Source organism: Catenuloplanes sp. NPDC051500 (assembly GCF_044454585.1).
Classification (GTDB): Bacteria; Actinomycetota; Actinomycetes; order Mycobacteriales; family Micromonosporaceae; genus Catenuloplanes.
Map to the genome: position 1 here is coordinate 62,088 of NZ_JBITDX010000014.1, position 12,638 is coordinate 74,725.

Genomic DNA, 12,638 nt, shown 5'->3' on the forward strand with positions numbered 1-12,638 from the left:
CGCAGGCCGAGCAGGAGCAGCGGGTAGACGAAGTAGCCGAACCGGGTGGACGGCGCGAGGCTGAAGATCAGCGACCAGATGACGACCATCTGCAGGACCGCGGCCGACACCGTACGTGCGGGGCGTCGCCACAGGTAGACGGTGATCGAGGCCATCAGCGACACCAGCAGCACAATGATCAGGACCTTGCCGGTGGACTCGGACGCGGCAACCACCTGGCCGGGCATCGGGCTGGCAGCAGTGGTCTGCTGCGGCGTCAACCGCAGCGGGAACAGGACCATGTTGTGCACCAGGTCCCGCGGGCCGGCCAGCATCGCCGGGGCCGTGACGACGCTGGATCCGAGCGCCGCCAGCACGCCCGAGCCGGCGAAGGTCAGTGCCGGCCGCCACCCGCCGCGTGCCAGCAGTAGCGGGACCAGCACGAGCGCGGCCGGCAGCGCGGTCACCTTCATTGCGCACGCCACGCCCAACGCCATGCCGGCCAGGCGGAGGTGCTCGCCGCGCGCGAGCAGTGCCACGCTGAGCACAAGCAGGCCCAGCACCGGCAGGTCGGTGCCGCCGAGGACCAGCGGCAACGCCAGCACGGGGGAGGCGAACGCCGCCGCCAGCCGGCGCAGCGGCCGGTCCGCCCTCAGGTGGCGCAGCGCCGCGTAGCCGAGCAGCGCGGCGGTCAGCGCGAACCAGGTGCGCGGATTGGCGGCCCAGCCGTCCAGTCCCAGCGCGTGCGGCAGACCGAAGATCGACAGCGGCGGCCCGTACGGGTTGAGCGACTCGGGCCCGGTCAGCTGATCCACCGGCAGGTAGGGGCTGCCGTGCGCCAGCAGCAGCCGCCCGGCCCGCTTGATCACGGTGAGCGGGCCCAGCCCTGCGGTCGACATGTCCCGGCCGCCGGTCACCATCCACACCAGCGGCGCCACGACCGCGAGGAGCAACGCGACAGCGGTGGCGGCCGTCCGTGCCGCGGGGCGCCGCCACACGAGCGTGATCCCGGCCGCCAGGACGTAACCACCCGCGGCCCAGCGGCCCCAGGACGCCTGCACCTCCTGCCCGGAGAACGCGCCGACCCCGCTCGCGAACACGGCGGCCGCCGCATATCCGGCTGCCCGCCACGCGACGGAATCGGTGCGCCCGGCGGCATGCACTGCCCAGGCCGTGGCCGGTAAAGATCGCGAAACATTCACGCCAGGAGCATGTCGGCCGGGCTTCGGCCCGCACATCCGTCCGCGGCCGGAGCGATATCCGGCCGCGGACAGACCTCGATCCCTCCGTGGTACGACTTTCGGCCGAGCCGATCTCAGCTACGGTTCTCCCACGCGCGGGTGGCCGTGCTGCGGATGACGCTCAGGCGCAGTTCGAGCTCGTCTGTGACAAGTGCGGCAAGGTGTTCAAGCGCCTGCAACTGGCGCGGGGTGGCCTGGCGGGGCCGGTTGTCGATAACGTTTACCGTGCCGAGGCGGTAGCCGTCGTGGGTGCGGATCGGGGCGGCCGCATAGAAGCGCAGCCCGAGCTCGCCGCGCACCAGCGGATGGGCGAATGTGCGCGGGTCGACGGCCGCATCGTTGATCACATAGGTGTCGTCGCGGGCGATGACCGAGGCGCACAGTCCCGGCTCGCGGCCGACCTCACGCACGCCGACGAGCCCCTGGCAGGCGGCCAGCCACACACGATCGTGCTCGACGAGCGAGACGGTCGCGATCGGGGTGTCGAAGATTGTGCCGGCCAGGAACGCGATCCGGTCGTAGGCGTCCTCCACCGGCTGATCGACGAGCACGTAACGGCGTACCGCGTCGAGTCTGCGTTGTTCGATTTCTTGGGCGGTGTCGAGGTATTCATAAACGTTGCCGCCGGTTGTCACAGTCGCCGCCTCACACAATCGGTTGGTGGATGGCCGCGAGTGTAGAGAGCAATTCAGCGCCGTTTCGGTAATGCGGCCCGCTGACATGCAAACCACGCTTTGCCGTGATTCTCGTGGCCCGATCAGGTGAACCACCGGTCGCGCTCCGTCGCGAACGTGATCCGGTGCGTGCTGATCGTTGACGGTACCCAGGGATCGCCGTTGAGAAACCGCGCGCCGAACGGCGATCCTGTCGGGGCCGTTAATGCGCATCCGTGGGTGGTGCGCCGACCTGCTGCTCGCGATCCGAACTCCCGGCACCACTGTCCTTGCTCGCCGGTAGAAGATCAAGATGAGCATCGAGGCGGCGACTCGCGGCAGTGGAGAGTGGCGGTTTCGAGGCGGTCTCGTCGTGGGATGGGAAGTCGGCCCGCGTCTTGCGGCTTTTGTTCCGTTAGCCAGGGACAAGAGCGTGGCTGCTCGGCGTGATCAAGCTTTAGGTGACGTTCCGTGACGGCCGCGGTGGGTCAGGCAGCCTGGCAAGCAATTGATCGATGCGGCAGGGCTGAATGGTCATCCCTCGAATGTACTGGGGAGTGGTTATCCGGCCCGGATAACCACTCCCCAGTACATTCGATTCTGATCTCTGTTGGCAGGGCTCTGCGGCGAGGCGCTTTATGGTGAAATATCGGGGCGCGCAGTGCCCGACTTTTGGTCACCCTGCGCAAAGGCGACCTGCCGCCATAATGTCGGTGGTCGCGGTGGTCGCGGTGGTCGCGGTGGTCGCGGTGGTCGCGGTGGTCGCGGTGGTCGCGGTGATCCTGGCGAACCCGGCCCCGCCAATGCCGCAGCCAAACCGCCCGGCTCTCACCGTCCAAGCCCTTCGATTCGATGCCGATTTTGACCTTCGCCCCGCCCCCTTGTAAAGCGATCATGCGCCGCACCCCGATATCGGCCGCTCACTGAGGTTCGCGGTCAAGGCGCGAGTCGGGCACTCCGCGCCCGAAATTTCGTTATATGGAAGCCTCTGACGCGCGCACACCCAGACCGAGGAAAATCAGTAATGAGCGATGTTCGCCTTAAGCCCCACGGCAAGGTCGACCGTGCGATTAGCTGGTCATGGTGCTCACCCACGAATCACCGCCGCCCCGCTTGACCCTCACTGACGCGAGTCTCGGCTTCGACGCCGGTCTTTGATTTGTTTTCCGTCTCGCGGCGGTGATGTGGCGCGCCGCGATGCCGGCCGCCCGCTGCGATCCGCTTCAGAACAGCACCGAACGACGAAGGCCGTCACCGGCCCACGCGGCCTTCCGGAGGCAGCGACACGCAGTTCTGACCAGGTGCCTAGAAGGCTGAGCACCTGTCCAAAGGTTCTGTTCGTAACCAACGGCACCGAAGCGAGGAGGGTCGGCGCTTGCGCTGGTCGGCGGACTGGGGGCCTTCCGGAGCTAGCGACAGGACTTCTGACCAGGTGCTTCGGTGCCTTAAGGGCCAGGTGCCCAGAAGGCCAGGTGCCCAGAAGGCCAGGTACCCAGAAGGCCAGATGCCTAGGAGGGCAGGTCCGGGGAGGCCGGGTCGTCGAGGCGGCGGAGGAAGGTCAGGATGCCGGTGTAGCCGGAAGACCAGGACAGCGGCGCGTCCTGCCGGTCCAGGTCGATGAAGCGCGGATCGTCGTCCGCCCCGTGGCTGCGGCGTATCAGCTGGCGTGCCACCTCATGCGCGTCGTCCAGGCAGGAGGCCTCGCCGGTGTGCCGCGCGCAGTCGACCAGGTAGGTGCCGACGCCGGCCAGCCCGCAGCACTGGCTCGGGTTCTGCATCCGCGGGATCCACGACGCGCACACCTCCGCCGCCTCCAGTGCCAGCGCGGCGAACCGGTTGTCGCCGAGCACGTCCGCCGCGCGCAGCATCGTCCCGCCGATGCCGGACAGTCCTTGGCACCAGGAGACCGCGAGCGGCACCGCCTCCCGGCCGCGGGCGCGCACGATCAGGTTCGCGGTCGTGTCCGCGAGCACGCCGGCCCGCTTCGCAGCCTCGTCGCGGATGCCCTGGTCACCGGTCCTTGAGGCATAGCGCAGCAGCAGGTCGAGCACCCCGGCGGTCCCGTGCGCATAGCTGGACGCGGGGTCGGTGCTCGGCGTCTGCTCCCCGGTGACCGACATCCGCACCGTGTCGGCCGCGAGCAGCGCGTCCACGCAGGCCCGGGCGGCCGGCACATCGTCGAGCAGTAGATGGCCGATGCCGCACCCGGCGATGCCGGTGATGACGTCGTCGTGTTCGTCCTCCGTGTCGAACGCCCGCTCCGGCCCGGCCGCGTCCGGATCACCCATCCGCACCCGGAACAGCAGCGTCCCGGTCGACCCGAGGAAGAGACCGGGCGGCCGAGGCGCCCGCCGGTCACCCGCGATCGCGTGTTTCAAAAGATCATCAAGCAGCGGGGGTACGCCGTGCGCCTCCCGATGGTGAAGCAACTCCAGCCCCAGCCCCGCGCTTCCGGTGTAGAGCGTCCCGTCGAACGACGCGAACCCCGGCGCACGCAGCACCCGCGCGGCCGTCTCGTCCAGCACGATGCGAAGCACCTTCCGCCGCAGCTCCGCCACGTCCGGCGTCCGCCCACGCGCCCCGGTCAGGTGCGGCGTGTGTCCGGGTGGCTCGGACGGGTGCCGCATCAGCTCCGCCATGTGCTGCTCGTGAGTGGGCGCCTCGGCTGATTCCGCCAGCTGCGGCGCCTGCGCTGGCATGTGCCGCCTGTGCAGGAGCGGCTCGTTCTCCTGGGCCGTAATCTCCACACGCGACATGCGCTCCGCTATGTGCTGCTCGCGTGTCAGCGGTCTGATCGTCTGCGTGCGAGCCTCCACATAAGACATACCACCGGGGCGCACGGCAGCGGGCGGCAACGGACTCTCGGCGTACCCTCGGCGGCTTTTGATTGGTTCTAGAGGGGCGCCGTCGGCGAGGGAGTGGAGTGCGGCGAGTGCGCGTGGGGCGTCGCCGCTGATCAGGTCGTGCAGCAGGGGGGCCGATGCGCCGAAGAGGGCGGTCAGGGAGGAGCGCATGCGGGCGGCGGCCAGCCCGTCGGTGGTCTCGCCCTGCACCGGCAGCAGGCCGGTCGCGGCGAAGGAGAGGGTCATGCCGAGCGCGTGCGCGTCGTCCTCCGGCCGGGCGGCCGCGCCGCGCATCTGCCGCGATGGAGCGAATCCCATGGTGCCGCCGCGGGGGTGCAGGCCGTGGAGTGCGGAGATGCCGAAGTCGACGAGGCCCGCGCGGTCGCCGGAGAGCACCACGTTCCGCGGGGTGAGGTCGCGCATGATCACGTCGCGGTCGTGCAGCGCGCGGATGATCCGGGCCAGGTCCCGGCCGAGCGTGCCGACCGGCAGGCCGCCGCGGATCAGCGCGCGGGCCTGCAGGTTCTCGTCGCCGAGGTCGGTGCTGACCAGGTATTCGTCGGCGCCGTGGGCGAAGTGGTCGAGGAAGCGTGGCACGCCGTCGACGTCGCCGAGCGCGGCGAGGACGCGGCGTTCGTTGCGGAGCCGGGTGCGGGAGTCGGTGCCGTCGCCGGAGTCGCCGACGAACGAGCGGGCCTGTTTGATCACCACGGGGGCGCCGGTTGCCGTGTCCGTCCCGCGGAACACGTCGCCGTGTGCGGCGCGCAGGATGCCGCGCTCGACGCGGTACCGGCCGGCGAGCAGTTCCGGTTCCGCGGCCTCGTGCCCGAACGGGTCGGTGACCCACTCGGGCTGCCGGTAGTGCAGTTCCGCGGCCGCGTCGAAGCGGGCGCCGTCCGGGCCGGGGATCTGCACGCTCATCATGCCGCGCTCGCCGCGGAACCACTGCGCGACGAACGGGCCGTAGCGGTAGTAGACCGGCGCGTCCGGTGCGACCCGGCGGTCGGAGAGGATGCGCGGGCCGACCCGCCCGCGCAGCAGGCCGGCGAGCGCGAGGCCGAGCTTGCGGACGTGTTCGGGCGCGGGGTAGATCGTGAACGCCTTGCCGACAGTGGCCGGCATCTCCCAGCCCTGGTTCATCACCGCGAGCACGTCAACGCCGGCGGCGAGCTTGAAGGGGTGCCGACCGGCCAGCAGGTACGGCACCAGCACCGCGGCCAGGTCCGGCAGGTCCGCGGCCCGGCACGAGACGTGCAGCTTCCAGCCGTGGTCCGGAAGCCGCACGGCTCGCACCGCGTGCGTCCACTGTGGTGTCGCGGAGACGGTGAACTCGTGGTCGTACGCGCCGGACACCAGGTCGCGGACGTACGGCGCGGACAACCAGCCCGTCATCGCGTCGTCAGGAGATCGTGTGGCCGGTGGCCGCGCAGACGTCGGTTCCCTGCCGGCAGGTGCCGCAGGTAGCGGGGCAGCGGTCGGCCGCGGCGACCGCCTCCTGCACCACGTCGAAGGGGACCTCGGGCTCGCCCATGAGGGCGCCGAACGTACGCGGGGTGAGTTCCTCGAGAGCGGACTGGAGTGCGACTGGCATGGCTTCTCCTCCTCGTCACATTTGTCGCCGGACGGTAACAACGGCCGCTAACTATCCGCTAAAAGCTCCCTGACCAGTGCATGCAGCCGGTACGAGTCCGGCGCCCGCTGCTCCACCAGGTGCTCATCAAGCAGCGTCTCCAGCCCGTCCGCGACCGCGCGGGCGTCGCCACCGCCGTGCGCGGCCACCGCGTCCGCGGTCACGTCCGTGCCCGGCAGGCGGCTGAGCAGCAGGAACAGGCGTCGCAGGTCCGGTGTGAGCGCGCGGTAGGAGGCGGCGAACGCGGCCCGCACCCCGTCGAGCGTGCGGTCGTCCGGCATCCGCCGGAGCAGGTCGTCGATCGTCCACAGGGGATGGCGCCGCAACCTCTCCGCGGCAAGTGTCAGCGCCAGCGGCAGGTGCCCGCACCGGGCCGAGAGCCGCCCGGCCGCACGCGTCTCCCCGGCCACCCGCCGTGCCCCGATCAGCGCGGTGAGCAGCGCGATCGACTCGCCGCGCCGGAACGGGCGCACGGCCACCGACCGCGCACCGGGCAGCGCGAGACTGCGCCTGCTGGTGATCACGGCCAGGCAGCCGGGCCCGGCCGGGAGCAGCGGCCGTACCTGGTCCTCGCCGGCCGCGTCGTCGAGCACGAACAGCACCCGCCGGTCCGCCAGCCGGTCGCGGAACACGGCGGCGCGCGCGTCCAGGCCGGGCGGCACCGCGCGGTCCGGCACTCCGGCCAGGCCGAGCAGCAGCGCCAGCACCTCGGCCGGATCCCGCCGCCCGCCTATCCCACCGAGGTCGACGTGGACCTGGCCGTCCGGATGGTCCGCAGCCAGCAGGTGGGCCGCGTGCACGGCCAGCCGCGACTTGCCGACGCCGGCCATGCCCTCAAGCACCACCACACCGCCGCGCCGGGCCCGGATCGCGGCCAGTTCGCGTCGCCGGCCGACGAAACCGGGCGGGTCCGGCGGCAGCTGGCGGTACGCGGTCGCCCACGCCCGCGGCCGCCCGGGCGCGGCGCCGGGATCCTCACTCATGATCCGCCGGTGGAGATCGCGCAGCGCGGCGGACGGCTCCGCGTCAAGCTCCGCCCGCATCCGCCGGCGTAACGCGGTGAACACGGCAGAGGCCTCACCCCGCCGCCCGGCCCGCCCGTGCACCTCCAGAAGCTGCCTGTGGAACGGCTCGTGCAGCGGATGTTCCGCGGTCAGCAGCACCAGCCGGGTGGTCAGCCCGTCCAGCCGCCCGTCCGCCAGCCGCGCGTCCACGTCCAGCTCGATCGCGTCCAGGCGGGCCCGGTCCAGCGCCAGCGCCACCGGCGTGATCCGGTCGCCGGACAGTCCGTCGAACGCGGGGCCGCGCCACCGGTCCAGCGCGCTCGCCAGCAGCTGGACCACTGTGGCGTCGTCGCCTGCGGCCCGCGCCTCCCGCGCGGCGACCACCTCGGCGCGGAACAGGTCGACGTCCGCCGTGCCGGGCGGCACGTGCAGCAGGTAACCGGGGGCCCGGGTCAGGATCGGCGCGCCGGCCCGATCGCCGCCGGTCAGCCGCCGCCGCAGGTCGGAGACGATGACCTGGAGCTGCACACGGTACGACGTGGGCGGCGACGTGCCCCACAGGCTCTCCGCGAGGGCGCCGACCGACACCACCCGGTTCGCGGCGGCGAGCAGCACGCCGAAAGCGAGCACGCGTTGCGGACCGCCCAGGTCGACAGGTGTGCCGTCGCGTTCCACGGCAGGCGGGCCCAGCGCTCGGAAGAACCACGTCATGCCCCGTCACCTCACGTGTGTCCAAGCTCGACGATTCTGTGACGGGATGCGTGCGTTTCGCAACCGTCAGCGTCATCGAGACGTGGACACACGTGTGTGGGGAGTGCGTTCGGCTCGGCCTGACGTGCGGGTATGCAGCCGCGCGACTGCTGCGGATGCCCCGAAGGGAAGTCGGGGCATCCGCACGGGCCGATCAACTCCAGTTGGCGCCGGTGGGAATCGCGTTCAGCGCGGCCTTGGAGATCGTGACGACCTTGTTCCAGTCGAACCTGTACTTGTCCATCACGGCCGGCGAGGTGATCCAGCGCTTCCGGCCGTTGCCGATCAGATAGATCGCGTCCTGGCCGCTCGCCTTGCCGAGGAAGGAACCGCTCTCCAGCGGCTTTCCGGTCGGGATCAGCTTGATCAGGTCGTTCACCTCGGCCTGCTGGACCCGGAAGAGCTGCCGCCAGGTCTGCGGGTCCGGGATGTGCCGCCGGTAGCCGGCCGGGTCGATCACGTAGACGGCCGGGTTGTCCGAGGACTTGAACTGCCGCCCGGCGAACTCGGGGTGCGGCTTCTGGGCCGGTGCTTTCGCGGCGGTCCGGGTTGCGGCCTCGGCGACCGGGGCCTTCGACACCGCGAGCGCCGGGGTGGCCGGGAGTGCGGCCACGGAGACGGCTATGGCGGTGCCGACGAGCGCGCGGACCAGGCGTTTCGTGTTCACAGTGGCTCCTTTTCTCGTGGTCGCAGACCAGCCTATGAGTGAAATAACCAGCTAAGTACCTTTTGCGCTACTTGTCGGAACTGCGACAATCTGGGCGTTTGCCGGTGGGGTAGGACCGGGGCGGGTATGGTCGCGCCGCGATCGTGCGGGACATCGGGCCTGGGCCGGCAACGGCGAGCAGGTGTTCAAGGACAAGCTCGACTACATCGTGGCCGGCCTCAAGGAGTGCCAGGACGCCTGGGCCGCGCGCGTCGGGCAGGGTGGCGCGTCCGCGCCCTACTACACCTGCCACAAGATCATGCGCGGGCTGCTTGACGCGCACACGCTTGCCGGCAACGCCACCGCGCTTGCCGTCGCGCGCGGCATGGGTGAGTGGGTGCACAGCCGGCTCGGCCACCTCCCGCGGGCCCAACTGGACCGGATGTGGTCGCTCTACATCGCGGGCGAGTACGGCGGCATGAACGAGATCATGGCCGACCTGCATGCGCTCACCGGCAATCCCACGTTCTTGGAAACGGCCCGGTGCTTCGACAACACCGCGCTGCTCGCCGACTGCGTCGCCGGCCTGGACTCGCTCGACGGCCGGCACGCCAACCAGCACATCCCGCAGTTCCTCGGCTACCTGCGGCTGTTCGAGGAATCAGGCGAGACCCGCTACCGCACGGCCGCGGCGAACTTCTTCGACATGGTCGTGCCGCACCGGACCTACGCGCACGGCGGCACGGGCCAGGGCGAGATCTTCCGGAAGCGCGACGTGATCGCGGGCAGCATCGTGAACACGACAAATGCGGAGACCTGCGCGGCGTACAACATGATGAAGTTGGCTCGTGGTCTTTTCTTTCACACTCCGCACGCGCGCTACCTCGACCATCACGAGAAGACGCTTGTCAACCAGATCCTCGGCTCCCGCCGCGATGCGAACAGCACTGAAGACCCGCTGGTAACCTACATGGTCCCGGTCGGGCCGGGCGTGCGGCGCGGCTACGGCAACATCGGCACCTGCTGCGGCGGCACTGGCCTGGAGAACCACACGAAGTTCCAGGACACGATCTACTTCCGTTCGCCGGCCGACGACACGCTCTACGTCAACCTCTTCATCGCGTCCACACTCCGCTGGGATTCCCGGGGTGTGACCGTCACGCAGACCGGCGACTTCCCCCGCACCGACACCTCGACCCTGACCGTCACCGGCAGCGGCCGCTTCGACCTCCGGCTGCGGGTCCCGTCCTGGGCCGCGCTGACTGTTACGCTCAACGGCAGCCCATGCACCACAACCCCCGGCGCCGACGGGTACGCCAGCATCCTGCGCACCTGGCGGACGGGCGACCGCGTGGAACTCCGCTTCCCGTACCGCCTGCGCACCACGCCTACAGTGGACGATCAGTCGCTGCAGTCGCTCTCGTACGGCCCGCTCGCGCTGATCGGCAAATCGTCGCGGACCGACACCCTGCCCATCCCCGGCGACCCGGTGGCGGGAGCGACACCAGGTCCCCGCCCGCTGACCTTCACGGTCAACGGCACCCTCTTCGAGCCCTTCCACCTGGCCGACACCAACCCGTACCACGCGTACTTCCGGCGGGTGTAGCCCTTTGCGAGGCGATCCGCGAGTCATAGACGGCCTCGCACGGCACACGCCTCAGCGCCGGACCGACCCGGCGATCCGGTGGGCGGCCTGGACCGGAGTCAGGTGTGTGGTGTCGATGACCTCGGCCTCGCGGTGCAGCCAGGTGCGGGCGGCCTCGGCGTACGGCTCCAGATACCTGAGCCGGAACGGCGAGGGGACAGGGTGATCGCCCACGATCCGCCGGCGGAGCGTGTCCTGGTCGGCGTGGAGGACGAAGTGTCTGATCGGAACGCCGTGCTGCGCGAGGCCGGTGCTGATCTCACGCTAGTACGCCTCGACCAGCACGGTCATCGGCATGATCAGCGTGCCGCCGGTGTAGTCGAGGACGCGGCGGGCGGTCTCCACGACGAGCGGCCGCCACGGCGGCAAGTGCTGAAAGTTGTCCGTCTCCGGCAGGCCGGGCGTAATGTCCATAAGCGTCTCGCCGACCTTCTCCGCGTCGAACACGCGTGAGTCCGGGATCAGCGGCTGCACGAGCGCACCTGTCGTCGTCTTGCCCGCTCCGTGGGTGCCGTTGATCCACACGATCATGGGGACCGATGGTAATCCCGCAGGTTGTGGGCTGATCACCCGCGGATCGCGCAGGGAGGAGCCTTGGCGACGACCGGTGCCCGCGGGAGCGTGCGGGCAGCACCACCCGCAGAGTGGGAAGAAGGATTTAGGGTTCGGCCTCGAAGAGGGCGTTTTCCCGCCTGATCCGCTGTGCCGCCGGGTCGGGAACAGGCGCTGCCGCAAGCAGCCGCCGCGTGTAGGGGTCGGACGGCGACGACAGTACCTCCCCGGTGGCGCCCTCCTCGACCACGCGCCCGCGGTGCAGCACCGCCACCCGATGCGCGACCGCCCGCACCACCGCCAGGTCATGGCTGATGAACAGGCACGCGAAGCCGTGCGTGCGCTGCAGTTCGGCAAGCAGTGCCAGCACCTCCGCCTGGATCGACACGTCAAGTGCGCTTGTCGGCTCGTCCGCGATGAGCAGCGCCGGGCGTAGGGCGAGCGCCCGCGCGATGACCACCCGCTGCCGCTGACCGCCGGAGAGTTCGTGGGGGTAGCGGCCGGCCGACGAGGCGCCGAGCTTCACGGAGTCCAGAAGGGACGCGACGCGGGCGGGGGCGTCGGTCGTGGGGGAGTGCAGGAGCAGCGGCTCGGCGATGCTGTCGCCGATGGTGCGGCGCGGGTCGAGCGCGGCGGCCGGGTCCTGGAAGACGACGCCGATGCGGCTGCGGACGGCGCGCAGCGCGCGGGCTGAGGCGCGGCTCAGGTCGGTGCCGTCGACGGTGGCGGTGCCGGCGGTGATCGGGCTGAGGCCGACAAGCGCGCGGCCGATCGTGGACTTGCCGGAGCCGGACTCGCCGACCAGGCCGACGACGGTTCCGGCGGGGATGTCGAGTGAGACGCCGTCGACCGCGCGCACGCCACCCCGGTAGTGGACGGACAGGTCGCGCACCGACGCCACGATCTTCTCCGCGGGTGGAGGATCAAGAACAGGGCCGGTCAGCGAGGGTACGGCCGCGAGCAGCGCCCTCGTGTAGGCGTGCGCCGGCGCCGCGAACAGCGGTGTGACAGGCGAGGATTCGACGACCTCGCCGGAGCGCATCACGACGACGTCGTCGGCCAGGTCCGCGACCACGCCCATGTCGTGCGTGATGAGCAGGACGGCGGTGTCGTGGGTGTCGCGGAGGCGGCGCAGCAGCGCGAGAATGCCGGCCTGCACTGTCACGTCGAGCGCGGTCGTCGGCTCGTCCGCGATCAGCACCTCGGGGTCGCAGCTGATCGCCATCGCGATCATCGCGCGCTGGAGTTGGCCGCCGGAGAGCTGGTGGGGGTACGACGCGGCGATGCGCGCCGGATCGTCGAGGCCGACCTCGGCCAGCAGGGAGAGGACGCGGTCTCGCAGCGCGGCACGGCCGGGCCGCCGGTGGGCGGTGACGGCCTCCGCGATCTGTGTGCCGATGGTGTGCACCGGGTTCCAGGCGCTCATCGGCTCCTGGAAAATCGTCCCGATCCGCGCGCCGCGGACCGTGCGCAGCGACGCCGACCCCACCAGCTCGTCACCGGAGAGTCTGATGCTTCCGGCGACTGTCGCGGACGGGGGCAGCAGGCCTAGCGCGGCCATGGCGGTCACCGACTTGCCCGACCCCGACTCGCCGACAAGCGCGAGCACCCGCCCGCGGCGCAACGAGAACGTCACACCGCGGGCGGCCTGCACGGCGCCGAAGGCGACGGAGACCCCGTCGAACTCCAGCATGT

General features: G+C 70.7%; 10 protein-coding genes and 1 pseudogene. 2 read left to right on the forward strand and 9 right to left on the reverse strand.

Translation table 11 applies throughout. The features are described 5' to 3' along the window. Positions 1-74 precede the first annotated feature (74 nt). Both ACIA8K_RS26145 and ACIA8K_RS26150 read right to left on the reverse strand, forming a co-directional pair. Positions 75-1,217 (reverse strand): annotated as a pseudogene (locus ACIA8K_RS26145) (glycosyltransferase 87 family protein); the annotation flags it as partial. Between the two features lie 77 nt (positions 1,218-1,294). Beyond that, complete coding sequence (locus ACIA8K_RS26150; RefSeq protein WP_396063658.1) at positions 1,295-1,990, reverse strand: GAF domain-containing protein; 696 nt, start codon at positions 1,988-1,990, stop codon at positions 1,295-1,297. Between the two features lie 596 nt (positions 1,991-2,586). Here ACIA8K_RS26150 and ACIA8K_RS26155 point away from each other — a divergent pair. Further along, the gene (locus ACIA8K_RS26155; RefSeq protein WP_396063660.1) at positions 2,587-2,760 is read left to right on the forward strand and encodes a hypothetical protein; all 174 of its coding nucleotides are present in this window, start codon (positions 2,587-2,589) and stop codon (positions 2,758-2,760) included. 621 nt (positions 2,761-3,381) lie between these two features. Here ACIA8K_RS26155 and ACIA8K_RS26160 read toward each other — a convergent pair. From ACIA8K_RS26160 to ACIA8K_RS26175, 4 genes are all read right to left on the reverse strand, one after another. Then, entirely contained in the window at positions 3,382-6,108 is a 2,727-nt protein-coding gene (locus ACIA8K_RS26160; RefSeq protein WP_396063662.1) for a lanthionine synthetase LanC family protein, read from the reverse strand. 7 nt (positions 6,109-6,115) lie between these two features. Further along, positions 6,116-6,307 (reverse strand): hypothetical protein, encoded by a 192-nt coding sequence (locus ACIA8K_RS26165; protein ID WP_396063664.1) that lies wholly within the window; start codon positions 6,305-6,307, stop codon positions 6,116-6,118. A 47-nt stretch (positions 6,308-6,354) separates the two neighbouring features. Further along, a complete protein-coding gene (locus ACIA8K_RS26170) occupies positions 6,355-8,061 on the reverse strand; it encodes a BTAD domain-containing putative transcriptional regulator (RefSeq protein ID WP_396063666.1) in 1,707 nt (568 codons plus the stop codon). 193 nt (positions 8,062-8,254) lie between these two features. Continuing rightward, positions 8,255-8,767, reverse strand: coding sequence for a hypothetical protein (locus tag ACIA8K_RS26175; protein ID WP_396063668.1), 513 nt, complete (start codon positions 8,765-8,767; stop codon positions 8,255-8,257). A gap of 88 nt (positions 8,768-8,855) precedes the next feature. On the opposite strand from ACIA8K_RS26175, the gene ACIA8K_RS26180 reads away from it, so the two are divergent. Continuing rightward, positions 8,856-10,352, forward strand: a complete 1,497-nt coding sequence (locus ACIA8K_RS26180) for a beta-L-arabinofuranosidase domain-containing protein (protein WP_396063953.1) — start codon at positions 8,856-8,858, stop codon at positions 10,350-10,352. Positions 10,353-10,403: 51 nt separating this feature from the next. Here ACIA8K_RS26180 and ACIA8K_RS26185 read toward each other — a convergent pair whose 3' ends face one another. The 3 genes from ACIA8K_RS26185 to ACIA8K_RS26195 all read right to left on the reverse strand — a co-directional run bounded on the left by ACIA8K_RS26185 (position 10,404) and on the right by ACIA8K_RS26195 (position 12,636). Further along, entirely contained in the window at positions 10,404-10,565 is a 162-nt protein-coding gene (locus ACIA8K_RS26185; protein WP_396063670.1) for a hypothetical protein, read from the reverse strand. 90 nt (positions 10,566-10,655) lie between these two features. Next, positions 10,656-10,922, reverse strand: coding sequence for a hypothetical protein (locus ACIA8K_RS26190; RefSeq protein WP_396063672.1), 267 nt, complete (start codon positions 10,920-10,922; stop codon positions 10,656-10,658). Between the two features lie 127 nt (positions 10,923-11,049). Further along, entirely contained in the window at positions 11,050-12,636 is a 1,587-nt protein-coding gene (locus ACIA8K_RS26195; RefSeq protein ID WP_396063674.1) for an ABC transporter ATP-binding protein, read from the reverse strand. Between the last annotated feature and the right edge of the window lie 2 nt (positions 12,637-12,638).

Coding starts and splice junctions, on each gene's coding strand:
- ACIA8K_RS26160 (WP_396063662.1), bottom strand. CDS start 6,108: ATGACGGGCTGGTTGTCCGCGCCGTACGTCCGCGACCTGGTGTCCGGC.
- ACIA8K_RS26165 (WP_396063664.1), bottom strand. CDS start 6,307: ATGCCAGTCGCACTCCAGTCCGCTCTCGAGGAACTCACCCCGCGTACG.
- ACIA8K_RS26170 (WP_396063666.1), bottom strand. CDS start 8,061: ATGACGTGGTTCTTCCGAGCGCTGGGCCCGCCTGCCGTGGAACGCGAC.
- ACIA8K_RS26190 (WP_396063672.1), bottom strand. CDS start 10,922: ATGATCGTGTGGATCAACGGCACCCACGGAGCGGGCAAGACGACGACA.
- ACIA8K_RS26195 (WP_396063674.1), bottom strand. CDS start 12,636: ATGCTGGAGTTCGACGGGGTCTCCGTCGCCTTCGGCGCCGTGCAGGCC.